The sequence below is a fragment of the Pantoea sp. S18 genome (genome assembly GCF_045689705.1).
Taxonomy (GTDB): domain Bacteria; phylum Pseudomonadota; class Gammaproteobacteria; order Enterobacterales; family Enterobacteriaceae; genus Pantoea; species Pantoea symbiotica.
This window is the reverse complement of the sequence record NZ_CP142688.1, coordinates 3,414,917-3,437,970: the sequence shown is the minus strand read 5'-3', so window position 1 is coordinate 3,437,970 and position 23,054 is coordinate 3,414,917. Positions and strand designations below refer to the sequence as shown.

13 protein-coding genes are annotated in these 23,054 nt (G+C 58.6%); 11 read left to right on the top strand and 2 right to left on the bottom strand.

Annotation, left to right across the window (positions count from 1 at the left end; all coding sequences use genetic code 11):
- Positions 1-250 precede the first annotated feature (250 nt).
- The 11 genes from VIJ98_RS16030 to lplT all read left to right on the top strand — a co-directional run bounded on the left by VIJ98_RS16030 (position 251) and on the right by lplT (position 21,523).
- Positions 251-1,981, top strand: a complete 1,731-nt coding sequence (locus tag VIJ98_RS16030; RefSeq protein WP_061719881.1) for a penicillin-binding transpeptidase domain-containing protein — start codon at positions 251-253, stop codon at positions 1,979-1,981.
- Between the two features lie 404 nt (positions 1,982-2,385).
- On the top strand, positions 2,386-2,574 hold the full coding sequence (locus tag VIJ98_RS16025) for a hypothetical protein (protein ID WP_008109078.1): 189 nt from the start codon (positions 2,386-2,388) through the stop codon (positions 2,572-2,574).
- A gap of 291 nt (positions 2,575-2,865) precedes the next feature.
- Complete coding sequence (locus tag VIJ98_RS16020) at positions 2,866-4,002, top strand: efflux RND transporter periplasmic adaptor subunit (protein WP_323274963.1); 1,137 nt, start codon at positions 2,866-2,868, stop codon at positions 4,000-4,002.
- Positions 4,003-4,011: 9 nt separating this feature from the next.
- A complete protein-coding gene (locus VIJ98_RS16015; protein WP_323274961.1) occupies positions 4,012-7,143 on the top strand; it encodes an efflux RND transporter permease subunit in 3,132 nt (1,043 codons plus the stop codon).
- A gap of 92 nt (positions 7,144-7,235) precedes the next feature.
- Complete coding sequence (locus VIJ98_RS16010) at positions 7,236-8,636, top strand: efflux transporter outer membrane subunit (protein WP_323275857.1); 1,401 nt, start codon at positions 7,236-7,238, stop codon at positions 8,634-8,636.
- Positions 8,637-8,778: 142 nt separating this feature from the next.
- Positions 8,779-10,023 (top strand): MdtA/MuxA family multidrug efflux RND transporter periplasmic adaptor subunit, encoded by a 1,245-nt coding sequence (locus VIJ98_RS16005; RefSeq protein ID WP_323274959.1) that lies wholly within the window; start codon positions 8,779-8,781, stop codon positions 10,021-10,023.
- Positions 10,020-13,169, top strand: a complete 3,150-nt coding sequence (locus VIJ98_RS16000) for an MdtB/MuxB family multidrug efflux RND transporter permease subunit (RefSeq protein ID WP_323274957.1) — start codon at positions 10,020-10,022, stop codon at positions 13,167-13,169. The genes VIJ98_RS16005 and VIJ98_RS16000 overlap by 4 nt, the downstream gene beginning before the upstream one ends.
- Positions 13,166-16,270 (top strand): efflux RND transporter permease subunit, encoded by a 3,105-nt coding sequence (locus VIJ98_RS15995; RefSeq protein ID WP_323274955.1) that lies wholly within the window; start codon positions 13,166-13,168, stop codon positions 16,268-16,270. The genes VIJ98_RS16000 and VIJ98_RS15995 overlap by 4 nt, the downstream gene beginning before the upstream one ends.
- On the top strand, positions 16,271-17,674 hold the full coding sequence (locus tag VIJ98_RS15990; protein ID WP_323274953.1) for an efflux transporter outer membrane subunit: 1,404 nt from the start codon (positions 16,271-16,273) through the stop codon (positions 17,672-17,674).
- A 511-nt stretch (positions 17,675-18,185) separates the two neighbouring features.
- Positions 18,186-20,336 (top strand): bifunctional acyl-ACP--phospholipid O-acyltransferase/long-chain-fatty-acid--ACP ligase, encoded by a 2,151-nt coding sequence (aas, locus tag VIJ98_RS15985; RefSeq protein ID WP_323274951.1) that lies wholly within the window; start codon positions 18,186-18,188, stop codon positions 20,334-20,336.
- The gene (lplT, locus tag VIJ98_RS15980; RefSeq protein ID WP_008109254.1) at positions 20,333-21,523 is read left to right on the top strand and encodes a lysophospholipid transporter LplT; all 1,191 of its coding nucleotides are present in this window, start codon (positions 20,333-20,335) and stop codon (positions 21,521-21,523) included. Before aas ends, lplT begins: the two co-directional genes overlap by 4 nt.
- 107 nt (positions 21,524-21,630) lie before the next feature.
- Here lplT and VIJ98_RS15975 read toward each other — a convergent pair whose 3' ends face one another.
- Together VIJ98_RS15975 and VIJ98_RS15970 are read right to left on the bottom strand one after the other, a co-directional pair.
- On the bottom strand, positions 21,631-22,671 hold the full coding sequence (locus VIJ98_RS15975; RefSeq protein WP_256697268.1) for an NADP(H)-dependent aldo-keto reductase: 1,041 nt from the start codon (positions 22,669-22,671) through the stop codon (positions 21,631-21,633).
- 144 nt (positions 22,672-22,815) lie between these two features.
- On the bottom strand, positions 22,816-23,034 hold the full coding sequence (locus VIJ98_RS15970) for a YgdI/YgdR family lipoprotein (protein ID WP_007890930.1): 219 nt from the start codon (positions 23,032-23,034) through the stop codon (positions 22,816-22,818).
- Between the last annotated feature and the right edge of the window lie 20 nt (positions 23,035-23,054).

Sequence of the window (23,054 nt, the reverse complement as noted above, 5' to 3'; positions counted from 1 at the left end):
ATCGCTGGTTACATTTTGCCGGTAACTGTTGCGTTTAGAAGATGGTTTCCCAGCGTGCCGCCTTGCTACAGTCAGGGTCCCAGAGGTATTGATGGGTGAACATCAAAAAGTTTTCTTGATTACACCGACCTGCGCAGATGCGCAGGTTTTTTTTTGCTTAACGAATCGAAACACAGTTTTCCTGTCAACTCGGTTTACGTTTCTTTATAACTGCTGGCATTAAGCCTGATTTTTTATCGCAGTGGACGTTATGCCTCCTATTAAAAAATTTCTGGGAAAAGACCAGATAAAAGCGCCATTTAACCCGTTTCGTTTTCGCCTGATTTGCCTTGGCGTTTTCTGCTGTCTGGTGCTGTTGCTGATCTGCGTTGGTGACCTGCAGCTGATCAAGCATCCGATGCTGGAGCACGAAGCCGATCAGCGCTCGCTGCGAACCGTGACGCTGCCGACCAACCGTGGCACTTTGCTGGATCGCGACGGTCAGGCGTTAGCGTTGAGCGTTCCGGCGCGTGACATCATCGCCGATCCAATGCGCGTGTTAGAGGCAAATCCCGATTTCACCAGCGCCAAATGGGCGTATCTGGCGGCGGCGCTCAATCAGCGTCCGGAAGATCTACGTGCGGCCATCACCGCCAACCCGAAAAAACGCTTCCTCTATCTGGGTCGCAAAATCGAACTCGGCATCGCCAAAGATATCGCCGAGCTGAAACTGAAAGGCATCAGCTCGGTATATAACGACAGCCGCTTCTATCCGATGAGTGAAGCGGCTGCGCCGCTGATTGGCATCGTGGGAGCCGACAGCAATGGCCTGAACGGCATCGAGAAGGGCTTCGACCATGTGCTGCAGGGCGATCCCGGCAAAGAAGTTTATCGTCAGGATGGCGAAGGCAACATCATTGCGATGATCGATTACCAGCCGCCTCAGCAGCCGCCAACCGTGCAGCTCAGCATCGACAAGTTCGACCAATTCACGCTTTACAGCAAACTGCGCGACGGCGTGCTGCTCAACAAGGCGGATTCGGGCGCGGCGGTATTGGTGAAAATCGATACCGGCGAAATTCTGGCGATGGCTTCTTATCCGTCGTTCAACCCGAACAACTACGAAAACGCCACGCCGGCGCAGATGCGTAACTCGGCGATCAACGACAGCTACGAACCCGGCTCCACGGTGAAACCGCTGGTGGTGATGGAAGGGCTGGAGCGCCATCTGGTGCGCGCCGACTCGGTGATCGATACCACGCCGTACAGCGTTAACGGCCACCTGATCCGCGACGTTGGCCACTGGCCGCGCCTCACCATGACCGGCATCCTGCAGAAATCGAGTGATATCGGCGTCTCGCACATTGCGCTGGCGATGCCCGCTGAAGCGCTGGTAAACACCTATCAGGCGTTTGGTCTGGGGAAACCCACCGGGCTGGGTTTGACCGGCGAGAGCGTCGGTTACTTCCCGCTGCACCGCGAGCGCTGGGCTGATATCGAACGCGCCACCTTCGCCTTTGGCTACGGCCTGCGCGTCACGCCGCTGCAGATTGCGCGTGAATACGCCACGCTCGGTTCGTACGGCGTCTATCGTCCGCTGTCTATCACCAAAGTGACGCCGCCGGTGTTAGGCAAGCAGGTGGCGAATCCGCAGGTGGTGCAAACTGTGGTGCATATGCTGGAGAGCGACGTGCTGCCGGGCGGCACGGGTGTCAGAGCGGCGGTGCCGGGTTATCGTCTGGCGACTAAAACCGGTACCGCAGAGAAGATGGGCACCAGCGGCAAGTATGATGGCGGTTATATCAACTACACCGCAGGCATCGCGCCTGCCAGCCATCCGGAAGTGGCGCTGGTGGTGATGATCAACCATCCCACCGCTGGCGATCACTTTGGTGGCTCGGTGGCGGCACCCATCTTCGGCAACATCATGGGCCCGGTACTCAAGCACATGAACGTGGCACCTGACGCGATCTACAGTAAACCTTCTTCAGACAAATCTTAGTTAAATCAAAAGTGTAAGTGAGGTGTGGAGAATATTCACACCTCGTTTCACTTCCCCAAACACCGTTGCTTTTTGCACCTGTCTTTCACCGGCTCAACGGTGCGAGTATGGACATCCCAGAGGTATTGATGGGTGTGAAACAAGCTGCTTTGGCAGTACCCTGTTATTACACCGACCCACGCAGATGCGTGGGTTTTTTTTGCCTGTTATTTACTGCCGCGCGAACTCGCTCACACCTCTTGTCTGAGTCTTAACACTTCCCCGGCAACATAAAAATATCTGGTTGTGTAACCTGTATGTAACGCACCGCGATGTCGCATTCCATGGCGGTTCGCTAGCCCCTTACAGTGTTGGTAGCGCTTTAGGGGGCGATTTTTTATGGCGATTCGTTGAGGCCACCCGCAATGCCAAAAACCAAAGACCGCACGCCAAAAGGCGAGGGCCGATCCTCGGCGTTTCAATTACGTATTCATCCGGATCTGCACGAACAGCTGCGCAGTGTGACTGACGACGACAACGTCACGCTGTCGTGCTGGTTAAAAGAGCTGGCGCGCCGCGAATTGCGCCGCCGCGGCATCGAACCGAAGGGATAACCCGTAGGGTCGTCATTCATGACGACCTTGCCAATGGCCGCACCGTGCGACCTTCGGAACGGTCACCATGAATGGCGACCCTACGGGTGCGATATGCACGGACGCTATCCCCATTAAAAACCCGCGAAAAGCTAAAAATCCCAACGATTTATGGCACGAAAGGTTTACCATTTTCCTTTGGAAAATATATTTTACGCAACCTTAACAACCTCGCTTAAGCCGCCTCCCTACAATGACTTTTTGAGTCATTACCTTCGTGACTATTCCCTTCCTATCTTTTAGAGAACAACTATGCGCCTGAAACTTCTTTCTGCCAGCGTGGTGTTTTTACTGGCAGCCTGTGACCAGGGCGGAGCAAAGCCCGCCGCATCAGCCACCCCGCAAGTGGGCGTGGTCAACCTGAAAGCGGAACCCGTTACGCTCGTTAGCCAATTGCCAGGCCGAACCACGGCGGTGAGAACTGCGCAGGTGCGTCCGCAGGTGAGCGGCGTGATTGAAAAAATCCTGTTCACTGAGGGCGGTGAAGTGAAAGCCGGCCAGCCGCTGTATCAAATCGATCCGGCCACCTACAAAGCGGCCTATGACAAAGCGATGGCGACCTGGCAGAACGATGCGATGGTGGTGAAGCGCTATCAGCCGCTGGCCAACGCGCACGCCATCAGTCAGCAAACCTACGACGATGCGGTCGCCGCCGCGCGTGAAGCGCAGGCCGATGTAGAAACCGCCAAAGTGAATCTCGATTACACGCTGGTGAAAGCGCCGATTTCCGGCCACATCAGCCGCTCGCTGTACACCGCTGGTGCGTTGGTCACCAACGGGCAAACCGATTATCTCGCCACCATCACTCAGCTTGATCCGATCTATGTTGATGTCAGCGAATCCTCCACCGATCTGCTGCGCCTGCGCCGCGCGCTGGCCGACGGCAAAATCGCCAAAGTGGCTGATAACACCGCCGCAGTGGGCTTGTCGCTGGAAGATAACAGCCAGTACGCCGAGCAGGGCAAGCTGGCGTTCTCGGAAGTGAACGTCGATACCGCCACCGGCACCGTGGTGCTGCGCGCGGTGTTCCCGAACCCTAATAACGAATTACTTCCCGGAATGTACGTGCACGCCAGCTTCCCGCAGGGCATTCAGCAGCAAGGCATTCTGCTGCCGCAAGAGTCGATCATGCATGACACCAAAGGTCAGCCGTATGTCTATGTAGTGAAAAGCGACAACACCATTGAGCAGCGCAGCATCCACACCGGCGAGATGATCAAAGGCGAATGGCTGGTAACGTCGGGCCTGCAGCAAGGGGAAAACGTGGTGGTGAACAACCTGCAAAGCGTGCGCAGCGGGGTGAAAGTCACCACCACCGCCGCCAACACCAATGACACGCCATCCGCCAATGCGGTGAGTCTTTCGATGACTGACGCAGCAGCGCAATAAGGGGGCGGCATGTCGAAGTTTTTTATTGAACGTCCAATTTTTGCCTGGGTTATCGCGATTATCGTGATGCTGGTGGGTGCGATTGCCGCCATCAGTTTGCCGGTCAATCAATATCCCAACATCTCCGCGCCAGCAGTATCCATCTCGGTGACCTATCCGGGCGCCAGCGCTGAAACCACGCAAAACACCGTGGTGCAGGTGATTGAGCAGCAGCTGAACGGCCTGGATGGTTTGCGCTATCTGGAGTCGAGCAGTGCCTCGGACGGCAGCGCGCAGATCATCGCCACCTTTAATCAGGGCATCAATCCTGACATCGCCCAGGTTCAGGTGCAGGACCGCGTGTCGCTGGCGGAGTCGCAACTGCCCACCGATGTCACTCAGCAAGGCATTCGCATCCGTAAGTACCAGAAAAACTTCATGATGGTGATCGGGCTGATCTCCAAAGACGGCAAGCTGACCAACGGCGATCTGGCCGACATGCTGGTGTCGAAACTGGAAGATCCGATCTCGCGTACGCCGGGCGTCGGCGACTTCATGGTGCTGGGATCCGAATACGCGATGCGCATCTGGCTCGATCCGGCCAAGCTGTACAAATACAACCTGATGCCGAGCGATGTCACCACCGCGATTGATAACCAGAACGTGCAGGTGTCGTCTGGTTCACTGGGCGGATTGCCGACCATTCAGGGTGCGAAAACTGAGGCGACCATCCTCGGCAAAACCCGTTTCACCACCGTGCAGCAGTTTGAGAATGTGCTGCTGAAAGTGAACAGCGACGGCTCGCAGGTGCGGCTGAAAGATGTGGCCAGCGTAGCGCTCGGGCCGCAGAGCTACGGCATCGACGCCACCATGAACGGCAAACCGGCCGCCGGTATCGCGCTGCGTCTGGCAACCGGCGCTAACGAACTGGATACCGCCAAAGCGGTGCGCCAAACCATCGCCGACCTGAAAGATTCGCTGCCAGATAACGTCGAGATTCAGTATCCGTACGACACCTCGCCGGTGGTCAGCGCCTCGATTGAAGAGGTAGTGAAAACGCTGATCGAAGCGGTAGTTCTGGTGTTCTTCGTGATGCTGATCTTCCTGCAAAACCTGCGCGCCACGCTGATCACCACGCTGGTGGTGCCGGTGGTGCTGCTGGGCACCTTCGGCATTCTGTCGGCGTTTGGTTACAGCATTAACACCCTTACCATGTTCGGCATGGTGCTTGCCATCGGGCTGCTGGTGGATGACGCCATTGTGGTGGTGGAGAACGTCGAGCGTGTGATGCACGAAGAGCATCTCGATCCCAAAGCTGCCACCATCAAGTCGATGCAGCAGATTCAGGGCGCGCTGTTTGGCATCGCGCTGGTGCTGTCGGCGGTGCTGCTGCCGATGGCGTTCTTCTCCGGATCGACCGGTGTGATTTACCGCCAGTTCTCGGTCACCATCGTCTCGGCGATGGCGCTGTCGGTGATCATGGCGCTGATCTTCACGCCTGCGCTGTGCGCTACCTTGCTGAAACCGGCGGCGGCGGAGCACAAAACCACCGGGTTCGCCGGTTGGTTTAACCGCAAGTTCGACAGCGGCGCGATGCATTACACCAACGGCGTCAGCAAAGTGATTTCCCGTCGCGGCCTGTTCCTGGTGATCTATCTGGTGATCGTCGGCGTGACGGGCTTTTTGTTCACCCGCGTACCAACCACCTTCCTGCCGGGTGAAGATCAGGGCTTGATGATGGTGCAGATCACGCTGCCAGTGAATTCGTCGTCGCAGCGTACTCAACAGGTAATCAACGATCTCAACGCCTATCTGCAGCAGAACGAAGCGTCGGTGGTGACCACCACCTTTGGCGTGGCGGGCTTTAACTTTGCCGGTCGCGGCCAGAGCAACGCCATGGCCTTTGTGCGCCTGAAAGATTGGGGCGACCGCACGCACAGCGGGCAAAGCGTGCAGGATTTGGCGAACCGCGTGATGGCGCACTTCGCCAACTATCAGAACGCCAAAATCTTCGCCATGGTGCCGCCAGCGGTGATGGAGCTGGGTAACGCCACCGGCTTCGATCTCTATCTGCAGGATACCGGCGCGCACAGCCATCAGCAGATGATGGATGCCGCGCACCAGCTTATTTCGCTGGCGAACAAAGATCCGCATCTGGCGCAGGTCCGTCTTAACGGGCTGGAAGATGAGCCGCAGTATCAGCTGGAGATCAATGATGAGAAGGCCAGCGCGCTTGGCCTGAGCATGACCGACATCAACAACACCTTGTCGGTGGCGTGGGGCTCCAGCTACATCGATCAGTTCATGTATAACGGCCGCGTGAAAGAGGTCTATCTGATGGGCAAAGCGGACTCACGCGTCACGCCGTCCGATCTCGACAAATGGTACTTCCGCAACAGCAGCGGCACCATGGTGCCATTCTCCGCCTTCGCCTCGGGCAAATGGGTGTACGGCTCGCCGCACTTTGAACGCTTTAACGGCCTAACCGCCGAAGAGATCCTCGGATCGCCCGCGTCAGGCCAAAGTACCGGTGAAGCGATGAAGGCGGTGGAGCAGCTGGCGAAGCAACTGCCGCACGGGTTCCGCGTGCAGTGGTACGGCATTTCATATGAGGAGCAAGCCTCAGGCAGCCAAACCACGCAGCTCTATCTGATCTCGATTCTGGTTGTGTTCCTGTGTCTGGCAGCGCTGTACGAGAGCTGGTCGATCCCGTTCTCGGTGATCATGGTGGTGCCGCTCGGCATTCTCGGCACCATCAGCGCGGTGCTGCTGCGCGGCCTGCAGAACGATGTGTTCTTCCAGGTTGGCTTACTCACCACGGTCGGGCTGGCGGCGAAGAACGCCATCTTGATCGTCGAGTTCGCCAAAGAGCTGCATGAGCGCGAGGGCAAAACGCTGGTGGAAGCGGCGGTGGAAGCGGCGCGGCTGCGTATCCGTCCAATCATCATGACTTCGATGGCGTTTATCCTCGGCGTGCTGCCGCTGACCATCTCCAACGGTGCGGGCGCCGGCAGCCAGCACTCGATCGGTACTGCGGTAGCGGGCGGGATGATCACCGCCACCTTCCTCGCCATCTTCTTTGTGCCGATGTTCTACGTGGTGGTTTCGCAGTTCTTTGCGCGTAAGAAAAAAGCCGCAGCAGAGACCGTGCAAGACAGTTAAACGGTCGCCATGAATGGCGACCCTACAGGTTTTCGTAGGGTGCGCATTTATGCGCACCTTCATACAAAGGCACTTGAATGCTTAAGTTAAAAATGAACATTAATAATTTCCGTCTGGCGCTGTTGCCGCTGATGCTGGTATTGGCCGGATGCAGCATGGCACCGCACTATCAGCGCCCGGCGCTGCCGGTGGACGCTAAATACGATCAGGCGACGCCGGTCGGCAACGTCGCGGATTTGCCGTGGCAGAACTTCTTCACTGATGCCACGCTGCGCAACCTGATTCAGCTGTCGCTCGACAACAACCGCGACCTGCGCGTGGCGGCGCTGAATGTGCAAGAGGCGCAGCAGGGCGTCACGGTGCAGCGCGCGGCGTTGATGCCGTCGATCAACGCCACGGCCAGCCAGACCTCGGCGCATGAACCGGCCAATCTCTACAACACCAAAACCAGCGGCGCGGTGACTTATCACGAGCTGAACAGCGGTTTGAGTGTGACGTCGTGGGAGCTGGATTTCTTTGGCCGCCTGCAAAGCCTGAGCGATCAAGCGCAGGAAACCTATCTGTCGAGCGCCGCCACCGAGCGCGCCACGCGCATCTCGCTGATTTCGGAAGTGGCGACGGCGTGGCTGACGCTGAGTTCGGATAACGATTTGCTGCATCTGGCGCAACGTACCGCGCAAAGCCAGCAGGAATCGTATCGCCTGACCAAACTCAGCTACGACGGCGGTGCCAGCAGCGACCAGGATCTGGCGCAGGCCGAAAGCACGGTGCGCGCGGCGCAGGCCGACGTGGCGAGTTACACGCGGCAGGTGCGGCAGGATGTCGATGCGCTGCGCTTGTTGGTCGGCACCGATCTGCCCGCCACGCTGCTGTCGCACGCCACGCTGGACGCCAACTGGCAGTTCCCGGCCACGCCCGCTGGCTTGCCATCGGATCTGCTGACGCGTCGCCCGGACATCATGGCGGCGGAGCACACGCTGAAGGCGGCGAATGCCAACATCGGCGCAGCGCGTGCCGCCTTCTTCCCAAGCATCACGCTGACCGCGTCCGGCGGCTCCACCAGCAGTTCGCTTGGCAGCCTGTTGGGTGGCGGCACCGGCGCATGGTCATTTATGCCATCGATTAATCTGCCGATTTTTGACGGCGGTAAAAACGAGGCCAACCAGAATATCGCGCATATCGAAAAACGCATCGACATTGCTGATTACGAGAAAGCGATTCAAACCGCCTTCAAAGAGGTGAACGATGCGTTGGCCGGGCAGGATACCTGGCAGGATCAGCTGACGGCGCTGCAACAGGAGGTGGGCGCCAATCAGCGCGACTACGACTATTCCGCTTTGCGCTTCAAGCAAGGCGTAGACAATTATCTCAATGTGTTAGTGGCCCAGCGATCGCTTTACAGTTCGCAGCAGTCGCTAATCAGCGCGCATCTGGGCCAGCTGAGCCAGAAAATCACCCTGTACAAGGCGTTAGGCGGCGGCTGGAAATCTTAATCGCCTTAACGAAACCCTTACGGTTCGCGTATGGAATTCGCGCGGGCATTCAACCGATAATGCGCGCAGTGATGATTTCCCTTTGAAATAATCCCCTGTTTTACCGGGGATTTTCCTTTTTCTTGCTGACTTGAAGATCCTGATGACTCCTAACGCTTCCCGCTCCACGTTCTCTCGCTGGCTGAAATGGCTGCTCCTGTTGGTTGTGCTGTTGATTGTGGCGGGCGTGATCTGGCGCGTGTTCGGCGGGCATGGCGGCATGCCGCCGGGCGGTGAGAAAGGCGGACGCGGCGGTCATCGCGGTGGCTCAGGTGGCCCGCCGGGCATGGCGATGATGATGGGCGGCGCAACGCTGGTACACAGCGGCATCGCCACAACTGCCGATGTGCCGGAATACCTCAACGCGCTCGGCACGGTGATCCCCAACGCCAGCGTCACCGTCACCAGCCGCGTTGCCGGACAGCTGGAAAAGGTGTTCTTCACTGAAGGGCAGAAAGTCAGCGCCGGACAGCTGCTGGCGCAGATCGATCCGCGTAGCTATCAAGCCACGCTGGCGCAGTATCAGGGCGATCTCAATCAGAATCAGGCGTTGCTGAAAAGCGCACAGTTAACGCTGGTGCGCTATCAGAAACTGGCGGCGCAGGACTCGCTGTCGCGCCAGGATCTTGATACGCAAACCGCCACCGTTGGCCAGTACAAAGGCGCGGTCGCCGCCGATGAAGCGCAGATCGCCAGCGCCAAACTGGATATCGACTACGCGCGCATCACTTCGCCAATCAGCGGACGCGTCGGTTTGCGTCTGGTCGATCCCGGCAATATGGTGCAAACCACCGATACCACCGGCATCGTGGTGGTAACGCAGATGCAGCCCGCCGCCGTGACCTTTAGCGTGCCGCAGGGCAACATTCCGCAGTTGACCAAAGCGCTGCACGGCGGACAAAGTCTGCCCGCCACCGCCTACGATCAGGACAACAGCAGTGCGCTGGCGCAGGGCGAGGTGAAGTTCATCAGCAACCAGATCGATACCGCCACCGGCACCATCGAGCTGAAAGCCACCTTCCCGAATGAAGACGAATCGCTGTTTGCCAATCAGTTCGTCAATCTGCGTCTGCAAACCAACATCCTGAAAAACGCCACGGTGATCCCGGCGCAGGCGCTGCAGTTGAGCAGCGACGGCAGCTTCGTGTTTGTCATCAATAAAGACAACACCGTGACGCGCAAAGCGGTCACCACCGGGCCAACGTTTGGTGAAGATCAGCAGGCGGTCCTCAAAGGGGTGGAGCCGGGCGATCGTCTGGTGACCGAAGGCATCGATCGCCTGACCAACGGCAGCAAAGTGCAGCTGGCGGATGAGAGCAAAACCACCGCGACCGCCGAGGCCAAATGAATCCGTCTCGCCTGTTTATCCAGCGTCCGGTCGCCACCATATTGCTGATGGTTGGCGTGCTGATCGCCGGGATCTTCTCCTATCGCTTTCTTTCTACTTCGGCGCTGCCGCAGGTGGATTACCCGACCATTCAGGTCACCACGCTCTATCCCGGTGCCAGCCCGGATGTGATGGCGTCGTCCGTCACCTCGCCGCTGGAGCGCCAGCTCGGGCAAATGGCCGGCCTGAGCCAGATGACGTCGACCAGTTCAAGCGGATCGTCGATCGTCACGCTGAAGTTCAGCCTCGATCTGTCGCTGGATGTCGCCGAGCAGGAAGTGCAGGCGGCGATCAACGCTGCCAATAATTTGCTGCCGAGCGATCTGCCCAATCCGCCGACCTATAAAAAGGTCAATCCGGCCGATACGGCGGTGATTACGCTGGCGGTCAGTTCCGACACGCTGCCGCTGACCCAGGTGCAGGATCTGGTGAACACGCGCGTGGCGCTCAAGCTGTCGCAGATTAACGGCGTCGGCATGGTGACGCTGGCGGGCGGTCATCAACCGGCGATTCGCGTGCAGATGGACCCGAAAGCGCTGGCAGCGCACAAGCTGTCGCTGGAAGACGTTAACACGCTGATTAGCAACAGCAACGTGAACGGCTCGAAAGGCGGCTTCGACGGCAAATATCACTCGGTCACTATCGACGCCAACGATCAGCTGCGCACCGCCGATGAGTACGGCAATCTGATCATCACTTACCAAAACGGCGCGGCGCTGCGCTTGAAAGATATCGCGCATATCGAACAAGGGCCGGAGAACAGCTTCCAGTCGGCGTGGGCCAACAACAGCCCGGCGATTGTGATCAGTGTGCAGCGCCAGCCGGGCGCCAACGTGATTCAGGTGGTGGACAGCATCAAAGCGCAGCTGCCGAAGCTGCAGGCGGCGCTGCCGGACGGCGTGAAGATGAGCATCTTGTCGGACCGTACGCAAACCATTCGCGCCTCGATCAGCGATGTGCAGTTTGAGCTGATGCTGTCGGTGGCGCTGGTGGTGATGGTGACGTTCCTGTTCCTGCGCAACGTGGCGGCGACCTTGATTCCCAGCGTGGCGGTACCGCTTTCGCTGATTGGCACCTTCGGCGTGATGTATCTGGCCGACTTCAGCTTGAATAACCTGTCGCTGATGGCGCTAACTATCGCCACCGGCTTCGTTATCGACGATGCGATTGTGGTGGTAGAGAACATTTCACGGCGGCTGGAAGAGGGCGAAACGCCGATGCAGGCAGCGCTGAAAGGCTCGCAGCAAATTGGTTTCACCATCATCTCGCTGACCTTCTCGCTGATTGCGGTGCTGATCCCGCTGCTGTTTATGGGCGACGTGGTTGGGCGGCTGTTCCGCGAATTTGCCATCACGCTGGCGGTGTCGATTCTGGTGTCGATGGTGGTATCGCTAACCCTAACGCCGATGCTGTGCGCCTATCTGTTGCAGCACATTCCGCCGGAAAAACAGTCGCGCTTCTCGCGTAAAGGCGGCGAACTGTTCGACAAGCTGGTACGCGGCTACGACCGCATGCTGACGGTGGTGCTGAACCATCAGAAGCTGACGCTGCTGGTGGCGCTGGCGACCTTTGCGCTTACCGCGCTGCTGTATATCGCTATCCCAAAAGGCTTCTTCCCGACGCAGGATACCGGACTGATTCAGGGCGTCACCGTGGCGTCGCAGGATGTGTCGTTTAGCGAGATGTCGCAGCGGCAGCAGGCGCTGGCGAGGGTGATTCTGCAAAATCCGTCAGTGGAGAGTTTGTCTTCAACCATCGGTATTGATGGCAGCAACACCAGCCTGAATAGCGGGCGCATCCAGATCAACCTCAAGTCGTTTGGCGATCGCGATGACAAAGCCGACGTGGTGATCAAACAGCTGCAACAGACGGCGCAGCAGGTGGCGGGCATTCAGCTCTATCTGCAACCGGCGCAGGATTTAACCGTCAACGATCAGGTGTCGCCGAGCCAGTATCAATTCACGCTGGATGATGCCGACAGCGAAAACCTGGTGAGCTGGACGCCGAAGATGGTCGCCGCCTTGCAGCAGCGTCCGGAGTTTAACGGCGTAGTGAGCAACTTGCAGGATCAAGGGCGTGTAGCTTACGTCGAACTCAACCGCGATAAAGCGGCGCGCTACGGCATCACCGCCGCCGACGTCGATACCGCGCTGTACAACAGCTTCGGTCAGCGCCTGGTCTCGACCATCTTTACCCAGGCCAATCAGTATCGCGTGGTGCTGGAAGTGGCGCCGCAGTATCAGCAATCGCCAGCTTCGTTTGATGATGTCTATTTGCCGGTGACCAGCACTACAACGTCTTCCACGGATGACACCACCACAACCACCACCACCGGCATGGTGAAACTCACTGCCATCGCCACCATTCATCAGCGCACCGGTTCGCTGATGCATATGCGCCTTAATCAGTTCCCGGCGGTGATGGTGTCGTTCAATCTCAACAGCGGCTACTCGCTGGAGGATGGGCAGAAGGCGATCGCCGAAGTGACGCAGCAGCTCAATCTGCCGTCGAGCATCACCTTGCGTTATCAGGGTGAAACCTCGGCGTTCCAGAGCGCCACCGGCAACACCTTGTGGCTGATTCTGGCGGCATTAATCACCATGTATGTGGTGCTCGGCATTCTCTATGAGAGCTTTATTCATCCGGTGACCATTCTCTCGACGCTGCCGTCTGCGGCGGTCGGCGCGCTGTTGACGCTGCTGCTGGCGGGCAGCGAGTTTAGCCTGATCGCGCTGATTGGCGTGATCCTGCTGATCGGTATCGTCAAGAAGAACGCGATTATGATGATCGACTTCGCGCTGGAGGCGGAGAACAAGCAGCACATGAGCGCGCGGGACGCGATTCATCAGGCCTGTTTGCTGCGCTTCCGCCCAATTCTGATGACCACCATGGCGGCGCTGCTGGGTGCGCTGCCGCTGATGCTGGCGTCCGGTTCCGGTGCCGAGCTGCGCCAGCCGCTGGGGCTGGTGATTGTCGGCGGTTTGATTGTCAGCCAGGTGCTGACGCTGTTCTCCACGCCGGTGATTTACCTGTGGTTTGATGGCATCGCGCAGCGCGGCAAGCGCTACATGCAGCGCAAGCAGCAGCAGGCGCGGGGCGAGCGATGAACCTCACCCGGCTGTTTATCTTCCGCCCGGTTGCCACATTATTGCTGACGCTGGCGATCCTGCTGCTGGGCGCGTTGGGCTATCGGCTGCTGCCGGTCGCGCCGCTGCCGCAGGTGGATTTCCCTACCATTATGGTAAGCGCCAGCCTGGCCGGTGCCAGCCCGGAAACCATGGCGGCCACTGTCGCCACGCCGCTGGAGCGTTCGCTGGGGCAAATCGCCGGTGTCACCGAGATGACCTCCAGCAGTTCTCAGGGATCGACCAGCGTGATTTTGCAGTTTGATCTCGATCGCGACATCAACGGCGCGGCGCGTGACGTGCAGGCGGCGATCAACGCTTCACGCAGTTTACTGCCGAGCGCGATGGAGTCGCTGCCGACCTATCGCAAAGCCAATCCATCCGATGCGCCGATTGTGATGTTGGCGCTGACTTCCGCCACGCGCACGCCGGGCGAACTTTACGATCTGGCCGAAAGCAAAATCGAGCAGGCGATGGGCCAGGTGAAAGGCGTGGGTGAAGTGTCGCTGATGGGCAGCGCCTTACCGGCGGTGCGTATCGATCTGCAGCCGCTGAAGCTGACCCAGTACGGCATTTCGCTGGATACGGTGCGCAGCGCCATCGCCAACAGCACCACCAATAAGCCGAAAGGGATTCTGCAGGGCAGCAGCCAGTCTTGGGTGGTGGACAGCAACGGCCAGCTGGATAAAGCCGCGCAGTATCAGGATCTGATCGTCACCTATAAACAGGGCAAAGCGGTGCGGCTGCATGATGTGGCGACCGTTTATGATTCGGTGGAAGATCAGTATCAGGCCGGTTTCCTCAACGCCATGCCGTCGGTGATGGTGGGCATTAAGCGCCAGGCCGGTGCCAATATGCTCGACACCATTGACGCCATCAAAGCGCAGTTGCCAGCTCTGGAAAAAGATCTGCCCGCCGACACTCAACTGAAAGTGGTGGTGGATCGCTCGCCGACGGTGCGCGCCTCGCTGTACGACACCGAAGAGACGCTGCTGGTGGCGATGCTGCTGGTGATCGGCGTGGTGTTTGTGTTTCTGCGCAACGTGCAGGCGGTGATTATCCCGGCGCTGGCGCTGCCGGTCTCGCTGATTGGCACCTGCGCGGTGATGTATCTGCTGGGTTACAGCCTCGATAACCTGTCGCTGATGGCGTTAATTATCGCTACTGGCTTTGTCGTCGATGACGCGATTGTGGTGCTGGAAAACATCACGCGCCATATCGAAGAAGGGCTCAGTCCGCTGCGTGCGGCGCTGCGTGGCGCGCAGGAAGTGAGTTTTACCGTGCTGTCGATGACCATGTCGCTGATTGCGGTGTTTATCCCGATTCTGCTGATGGGCAGCATCGTCGGACGCTTGTTCCGTGAATTTGCCGTCACGCTGACGGTATCGCTGCTGATCTCGATGTTTGTCTCGCTGAGCCTGACGCCGATGCTGTGCGCACGTTTGCTGAAGCCGAAAGCCAAAGTCACTCAACGCCCGCATCCGCTGTATCAGTTTATCGAAAACCAACTGAACGCGTTGCTGGCCGATTACTCGCGCGGGTTGGCTTGGGTGATGGCGCATCAAAAGCTGACGATGTTCAGCCTGGTGCTGACCGTGTTGCTTAACCTGTTCCTGTTTTCCGTGGTGCAGAAAGGCTTTTTCCCCAATCAGGATACCGGCCTGCTGATGGGCGCGCTGCGTGCCGACCAGAACATCTCCTTCCAGGCGATGAAGCCGAAAATGCTGCAGTTCACCAAAATCATCCAGTCGGATCCGGCGGTGGATAGCGTGATGTCGTCGATGGGCAGCGGCATGTTCGGTTCGCGTAACAGCGCTAACTTCTTTGTGCGGCTCAAAGATTTTGATCAGCGCGATGCCACCGCCACCGAAGTCGCCAACCGCCTGAGTATGAAAACCAGCCATATCGCCGGCGCACAGATGTTCCTGATGGCGGCGCAGGATCTGCATATCGGCGGGCGCAGCGCCAATGCCACTTATCAATACAGCTTGCAGGCCGACGATCTCGATCTGCTGCGCACATGGACGCCAAAAGTGCAGGCGGCGCTGGCGGCGATCCCGCAATTGAATAGCGTCGATTCTGATTCGCAAACCGGCGGTCAGGAAGTGGTGATCAATATCGATCGTGACCGCGCCAAACGCCTTGGCGTTAACGTGCAGATGCTCGACACAATGCTGAATAACGCCTTCAGCCAGCGTCAGGTCGCCACGCTCTATCACACGCTCAATCAGTATCATGTGGTGATGTCGCTGCAGGATAGCTACACGCGCGATCCGGCGATTCTTCAGCAGCTGTACGTGATTAACGACAGCGGCGATCGTGTGCCGCTCGCGGCGTTCGCCAGCTTCACAGGCGGCAACGCACCGCTGTCGGTGGCGCATCAGGGCCAATCCGCCACCAGCACCATCGCCTTCAACCTTAATGATGGCGTTTCGCTGGAGCAGGCGCAGGCGCTGATTAAGCAGGCGATGGCGCAGCTCGGTTTACCCTCCACCATTCAGGCCGGTTTTGCTGGCACCGCCGCCGCGTTCGCCCAGCTTACCGCCACCATGCCGTGGCTGATTATCGCGGCGCTGGCGGCGGTGTATATCGTGCTCGGCGTGCTGTATGAGAGTTACATCCATCCGATCACCATTCTCTCGACGCTGCCGTCGGCGGGCGTGGGCGCGCTGCTGTTGCTGCTGCTCACCAATACGCAGCTGACGGTGATCGCGCTGATCGGCATCATCCTGCTGATCGGTATCGTGAAAAAGAACGCCATCATGATGATCGATTTTGCGATTCACGCCGAGCGCACTAAAGGCATGACGCCGCAGCAGGCGATTACCCAAGCTTGTTTGATGCGTTTCCGGCCGATCATGATGACCACGCTGGCGGCGTTCTTCGGCGCGCTGCCGCTGGCGCTGGGCAGCGGCGGTGATGCCGACTTACGTAGCCCGCTCGGGCTGGCGATTGCCGGTGGTTTGGCGCTGAGCCAATTGCTGACTCTGTTTACTACGCCGGTGGTTTATCTCTGGCTTGATCGTTTGAGCCGCGCCACGCAACGTCAGTGGCTGCGGTTGCGTCATGTGGAATCCCGATAGATGAAAATGTCCCTGAAAATTACGCCGTTGCTCACCGTGATGCTGCTGGCGGGCTGTGCGGTTGGCCCTGATTATCAGCGCCCAACGATGGCGATGCCGACCCATTTCAAAGAAGCCAAAGGCTGGACGCAGGCGACGCCGCAGGATGCAAACAGCAAAGGTGAATGGTGGCAGGTGTATCACGATGCCACGCTGAACAGCCTGCTGAAGCAGGTGAGTATCTCCAACCAGAACGTCGCCAGCTACGCCGCACAGTACCGCGAAGCGCAGGCGCTGGCTGGGCAATCACGCGCGGCGTTGTTGCCGTCGGTGGGCTACGACGCCAGCAGCACGCGCAGCGGCAGCCGCGCCAGCGCCACCGGACAACGCAGCGTCAGCAACAGTCATGCGGCCGATCTCAGCGCCAGCTGGGAGCTGGATTTGTGGGGCAAACTGCGGCGCACGCTGGAGGAGAACAACGCCAGCGCCGAAGCCAGCAAGGCCGAGCTGGCGAATATTACTCTGAGCGCGCAGTCCGAACTGGCGCAGGATTATTTCCAGCTGCGCATCATCGACGAGAAAATCGCGCTCTATCAGCGCAGTATCGCTGCCTATCAGCGCTATCTGACGGTGATTCAAAACAAATATGCGGCGGGCAGCGAATCGCGCGCCACTTTAGCGCAGGCGCAGATGCAGCTGGAGAGCGCCCGCGCCTCAGCGCAGGATTATCAGTGGCAGCGTGCGCAGATGGAGCACGCGATTGCGCTGCTGCTGGGCCGCGCACCGGCGGATTTCTCCTTGCCGGTGGCGAAGCTGGATGCGGCGATGCCCGCGATACCGAACAGCGTGCCGTCGCAGCTGTTGCAGCGCCGTCCTGATATCGCCTACGCCGAGCGCAACGTGGCGGCGGCGAATGCGGCGGTTGGCGTGGCGATTGCCGGTTATTATCCCGACCTGACGCTGAGCGCCAGCGGCGGCGTGAGTTCATCGGCGATTAATAGCTTGTTCTCGCTGCCCAATCGCGTCTGGTCTTTGGGACCGGAGCTGAGCGGCACGCTGTTAGATTTCGGCGCCACCTCAGCGAAAGTCGAACAGGCGCGCGCCGCCTATGATGCCAGCGTCGCCAGTTATCGCCAGTCGGTGCTGACGGGCATGGGCGAAGTGGAGGATTATCTGGTGCAACTGAATACCTTGCAGGGCGAAATCGCCTCGCAGCAGGCGGCCACCGACGCGGCACAGGAATCGGCGCGGGTGACGCGCAATCAGTATGATGCCGGGATGATCGACTATCTCGACGTCGCCACCACCGAAAACAGCAGCCTGAGCGCACAGCAGAGTTTGCTGTCGCTGCAGAGCACGCAATGGGTCAGCAGCGTTGGTCTGATCGCGGCGTTGGGCGGCGGATGGCAGGCGGATGCGCGGTAAAACCAGGTCGCCATGAATGGCGACCCTACGGGATTTGCAGCGACTGTGAGTCAAAATAATACATTGATGCTGCAGCGCGGGTGTTGAGGCGACATCCCAAACCGCTGAGCGAATGAGGGATTCCAGGGCGAGTCGCATGGATGCGGCGAGAGGTGGCGCTGAGCAGGAGCGAATCGACACCGGTCCGTCAGGAATCGTGAATAAGTGAAGGCACCGCGAAGCGGCGGGTTGGGCTGGCGCAAGGCCCGGGAGTGCAGAGGGCGCGGCCAGGCGTCCTCTGCTCGGTCGCCGCACGAAGGTGCTGCAACTGCCTCAGCACGAGGCGAACGAAAGTCGCTCTGCGCTTAACTGAGCGGCATTACGCCATGAATGGCGACCCTACAACGTAGGGTGCGCATTCATGCGCACCTGGCCGCAGGCCGCAATTGCGTTTAAATCACCGCGCCACTTGTCGAAAATCCCCAGATCCTGCATCGTAAGAGCCATTTTTTACGACTGCTAAGGAGCTGGCATGCTACTGACTTTTTTCCGTTTCCTGTTCCGCCTGCTGTGGCGCGTGGAACTGCGCGGCGACCTCGCGGCACTGCATAAAGAGAAAGTGCTGATCACCCCCAACCATATGTCATTTCTCGATGGCGTATTGGTGGCGCTGTTTCTGCCGATCAAACCGGTGTTCGCGGTCTATTCGTCGATCAGCGATCAATGGTTTATGCGTATGTTGAAGCCGATTATCGACTTCGTTCCGCTCGATCCCACCAAGCCGATGTCGATCAAACATCTGGTGCGCATGATCAATCAAGGCCGTCCGGTGGTGATCTTCCCGGAAGGTCGCATTACCGTGACCGGATCGCTGATGAAGATCTACAGCGGCGCGGGCTTTGTGGCGGCGAAATCCGGTGCCACCGTGGTGCCGATGCGTATCGAAGGCGCGGAATATACGCCGTTCGGTCGTCTGGCGGGCGTGTTTAAACGCCGGCTGTTCCCACGCATCACCTTAACGGTGCTGCCGCCAACGGTAATCCCGATGCCTGAAGCCAAGCGCGCGCGCGATCGCCGTACGCTGGCGGGTGAACACTTGCACCATGTGATGATGGAAGCCCGCATGGCGGTGCGTCCGCGTGAAACGCTGTTCGAGGCTTTCCTCAATGCGCGTCAGCGCTATGGCGCAATGAAGCCGTGCATCGAAGACATCAACTTCAAGCCGGATAGCTACACCGGTTTGCTGAAGAAAGCGCTCGGCGTGGGCCGCATTCTTGAGCGCTACAGCCAGCAAGGTGAATACGTCGGTCTGCTGCTGCCGAACGCCACGGTGACGGCGGCGGCGATTCTTGGTGCTTCACTGCGCGGCCGTATTCCGGCGATGCTCAACTACACCGCAGGCGTAAATGGCATGCGTGCGGCCTTGACCGCTTCGCAGGTGAAAACCGTCTTTACTTCGCGCCAGTTCCTCGAAAAAGGCAACCTGTGGCACTTGCCGCAGGGACTCAACGAAGTGCAGTGGATCTATCTGGAAGATCTGAAAGATACCGTCACCTTGCAGGATAAATTGTGGATCGTGGCGCATCTGCTGATGCCGCGCCGTGCGCAGGTGGCGCAGCAGCCGGAAGATGCAGCGATGGTGCTGTTTACCTCCGGTTCGGAAGGCAATCCCAAAGGCGTGGTGCATTCGCATAAAAGCCTGCTGGCGAACGTTGAGCAGATTCGTACCGTGGCGGATTTCACCCCGCGCGACCGCTTTATGTCGGCGCTGCCGCTGTTCCATGCCTTCGGTTTAACCGTTGGTTTGTTCACGCCGCTGCTGACTGGCGCGCAGGTGTTTCTCTATCCGAGCCCGCTGCATTACCGCATCGTGCCGGAGCTGGTTTACGACCGTAACTGCACCGTGCTGTTTGGTACTTCAACGTTCCTCGGCAACTACGCACGTTTCGCTAGCCCTTACGATTTTGCGCGTCTGCGCTATGTGGTGGCAGGCGCGGAGAAATTGCAGGAAGCGACACGTCAGATCTACATGGAGAAATACGGCATCCGTATTCTCGAAGGCTACGGCGTAACGGAGTGCGCGCCGGTGGTAGCGATCAACGTGCCGATGGCGGCAAAAAATCACACCGTGGGCCGCATTCTGCCGGGCATGGATTCGCGTCTGATTTCGGTGCCGGGCATTGAGCAGGGCGGTCGTCTGCAGTTGCGCGGTCCGAACGTGATGAACGGTTATCTGCGCGTAGAGAATCCGGGCGTGCTGGAAGTGCCGGTTGCCGATAACGGCGAAGGCGAGATGGAAGCGGGTTGGTACGACACCGGCGATATCGTCAGCTTTGATGAAGGCGGTTTCTGCCAGATTCAGGGGCGTGCGAAACGCTTCGCCAAAATTGCCGGTGAGATGGTGTCGCTGGAGATTGTGGAGCAGATTGCGCTGAAAGCCTCCAACGAGAAGCAGCATGCGGCATCGCTGCGTCCGGACGGCAATCGGGGTGAAGCTTTGGTGCTGTTTACTACCGACAGCGAACTGGGGCGCGATACCTTGCTGAAAGCAGCGCGTGAGATTGGCGCACCAGAACTGGCGGTGCCGCGCGATATTCGCGTGATGAAACAGCTGCCGATGCTGGGCAGCGGCAAACCGGACTATGTCAGCCTCAAGCAGCTGGCAGAAGAGGAGCAGGCATGAGCCAGGCGTTAAATAACGATGCACCGCTAATGTCACGCAACATGCTGGCAGTGATCGTGGCGCAGTTCTTCTCAGCATTTGGCGACAACGCGCTGCTGTTCGTTACGCTGGCGGTGCTGAAAAATCAGTTCTATCCGGACTGGAGCCAGCCAATCCTGCAAATGCTGTTTGTCGCCACTTACATTCTGCTCGCGCCGTTCGTTGGGCAGATGGCGGATAGCTTCGCCAAAGGTCGGGTGATGATGTTCGCCAACAGCCTCAAGCTGCTGGGCGCGCTGACCATCTGCTTCGGCTTCAACCCGTTCCTTGGCTATACGCTGGTGGGGATTGGCGCGGCATCCTATTCGCCGGCCAAGTACGGCATTCTGACGGAGATCACCAGCGGTGAACGTCTGGTAAAAGCTAACGGCTTGATGGAAGGCTCGACCATTGCAGCGATTCTGCTGGGTTCGGTGGCGGGCGGGATGCTGGCAGACTGGAACCTCGTGGCCGCGCTGGTGGTGTGTGCTATGACCTATGCGATGGCGGTGGTGGCGAATATCTTTATTCCGCGCCTAACGGCGGCGCGTCCGGGCCAGAGTTGGCATTTTGCTGCCATGCTGCGCAGTTTTGTCGCGGCCACTAAGCTGCTGTGGCGTAACGGCGAGACGCGTTTCTCGCTGCTCGGCACCAGCTTATTCTGGGGCGCAGGCGTGACGCTGCGTTTCCTGCTGGTGCTGTGGGTGCCGGTGGCGCTGGGCATCAGCGACAACAAAACCCCAACCACGCTGAATGCAATGGTGGCGATTGGCATCGTGATTGGCGCGGCTGCGGCGGCAAAACTGGTGACGCTGCAAACCGTGCGTCGCTGCATGCCTGCCGGTGTGCTGATTGGCGTGATGGTGGTGGTGTTCGCGTTGCAAACCAGTTTGCTGAATGCCTATCTGGTGCTGATGTTGATTGGTGCGCTGGGCGGTTTCTTTGTGGTGCCGCTGAATGCGCTGCTGCAGGAGCGCGGCAAGGAGTCCGTGGGTTCAGGCAACGCGATTGCGGTACAGAATCTCGGTGAAAATACCGCGATGCTGCTGATGTTGGGATTGTATACCGTGGCGATTAAGCTGGGCGCGCCTGCGGTGGCAACTGGCGTCGGATTCGGTGCGATTTTCGCCGTGGCGATTGCGGTGTTGTGGTGGAAAGGGCGGCGGTAGATTGGGCGGGAATTGAAAAGGTCGCCATGAATGGCGACCCTACGGCAGAATATTGTAGGGTGCGCATTTATGCGCACCTGGTCGCCATGAATGGCGACCCTACGGTTTTACGGGGCTGGATAGGTAAACTGGCGATGAATCGCTTCCAGTTCCTCTAACACATCAGCATTCAGCGTTAGATTGAAACTCTCAACGTTAATTTTCAGCTGCTCCAGCGTGGTGGCGCCAAGCAAGGTGCTGGCGACAAACGGCTGTTGACGCACATACGCCAGTGCCATCTGCGACGGATCCATATTGTGCTTCTTCGCCAGCGCAACATAGGCAGCAATCGCCTGATTTGACTGATCGCCGCTGTAACGGGTGAAGCGGCTAAACAGCGTATTGCGCGCACCGGCGGGTTTCGCACCGTTCAGGTATTTACCGCTCAAGGTACCGAATGCCAGGCTGGAATAAGCCAGCAGCTCAACGCCTTCATGCTGACTGATCTCCGCTAAACCAACCTCGAAGCTGCGGTTCAGCAGGCTGTACGGATTCTGGATGGTGACGATACGCGGCAGTTCATGCTTTTCAGCCAGCTGCAGGTAACGCATCACGCCCCACGCGGTTTCGTTCGACACGCCAATGTAGCGAATCTTACCGGCGCGCACCTGTTCGGTCAGCGCTTCCAGCGTTTCCAGCAGCGTCACCGGCACGCTGGAATCGGTGTATTGATAACCCAGCTTGCCGAAATAGTTGGTCTGACGCTGCGGCCAGTGCAGCTGATAGAGATCGAGATAATCGGTGTTCAGGCGTTTCAGGCTGGCATCCAGCGCTTCGCGGATGTTTTTACGATCCAGCGCCTGGTTTGGGCGAATCGACGCATCTGCGCCGCGTACCGGTCCGGCCACTTTGCTGGCGAGGATGATTTTGTCACGGCTGCCGCGCTTCTTCAGCCAGCTACCAATGTATTGTTCGGTTAATCCCTGAGTTTCCGGGCGCGGCGGCACCGGATACATTTCCGCGGTATCAATCAGGTTAATACCACTGCTAACCGCGTAATCAAGCTGTGCGTGGGCGTCGGCTTCGCTGTTCTGCTCACCAAACGTCATGGTTCCAAGCCCCAGCTGACTCACTTCCAGCGTGCTATGGGGAATACGGTGATAGTGCATTTGCCGGCATCCTTTTTTCATTATGAAAGGGAATGTTGTGTCCTTTGGGACTATAGCGTGTGAAGCGGCGCGGAAGGAAGAGGGGAAAGTTCGGGAAATCGCCTGCACAAAGGGAAAACGCGTGCAGGCAGGGCAATTTGGCACTTAACGCTCAATGATGGTTGAAACCTCATCACCATTGATCTGCATCTGATGGCCTTTCTCATCGGTGTACTGTACCAATCCGGTCTCTTTATCGATGGCAGGTTTGCCATCTGTCATAATCATGCGGCCATCTTTGGTCGCCATGACGTAATCACTGCTACAACCGCTCAGTAACACGGCAACCAACGCTAAACCCACTGCACTCACCAACCCTTTCATTCTTATCTCCTTCTCGCGAC